The organism is Streptococcus sp. HMSC072D05, assembly GCF_001815805.1.
Lineage (GTDB): Bacteria > Bacillota > Bacilli > Lactobacillales > Streptococcaceae > Streptococcus.
On sequence record NZ_KV822013.1, the window covers coordinates 43,110 to 44,067 of the forward strand.

The following is a 958-nucleotide window of genomic DNA, read 5'->3' on the forward strand; positions in this document are numbered from 1 at the left end:
TTCTTTTCCTGGCGTTCCGCTGACAAACTCATGAACCGCTTTATGAGTCACTGTTGGAACTGGAGTTGCTGTAAATTCCCATGTACCTACAAACTTAACATCTGCTCCATTGATGGTTTCAGATGTCTTGTCATAAGACTTGAAGCTCCAGGTACCTTCTGCTGTCTTAACTTCTGTTTGACTTGGTTGCGTTGGCGTTGCTTGACTGCCATCTTTCAAGTCTGTTTGGTCTGATGGAAGCAGGGATTTCACTTCTTGTGGAAGTTCTTTACCTGGAGTTCCGCTGACAAACTCGTGAGTTGCCTTATGAGTCACTGTTGGCGCTGGAGTGAATTCCCAAGTACCGATAAAGTGGGCATCTGCTCCATTAATAGTTTCAGATGTCTTGTCATAGGACTTGAAGCTCCATGTGCCTTCTGCTGTCTTAACTTCCGTTTTACTTGGTTGTGTTGGAGTTACTTGGTTGCCATCTTTCAAGTCTGTTTGGTCTGCTGGAAGCAGAGTTTTTACTTCTTGTGGAAGTTCTTTTCCTGGAGTTCCGCTGACAAACTCGTGAGTTGCCTTATAGGTTGGGGATGGGGTGAATTCCCATGTACCTACAAACTTAACATCTGATCCATTAATTGTTTCCGATGTCTTATCGTAGAACTTGAAGCTCCAGGTACCTTCTGCTGTCTTCACTTCTGTTTTACTTGGTTGCGTTGGAGTTACTTTGTTGCCATCTTTCAAGTCTGTTTGGTCTGCTGGAAGCAAGGTTTTCACTTCTTGTGGAAGTTCTTTTCCTGGCGTTCCGCTGACAAACTCGTGAACTGCTTTATGAGTCACTGTTGATGCTGGGCTCGCTGTAAATTCCCATGTTCCTACAAACTTAACATCTGAACCGTTGACAGTCTCTGAAGTCTTGTCGTATGACTTGAAGCTCCATGTGCCTTCTGCTGTCTTCACTTCCGTTTTACTT

General features: G+C 44.3%; 1 protein-coding gene. It reads right to left on the reverse strand.

The window, feature by feature from the left end; translation table 11 throughout:
* A partial coding sequence (locus HMPREF3057_RS04160) for an SHIRT domain-containing protein (RefSeq protein WP_257370856.1) occupies window positions 1-958 on the reverse strand: 958 nt, incomplete at both ends.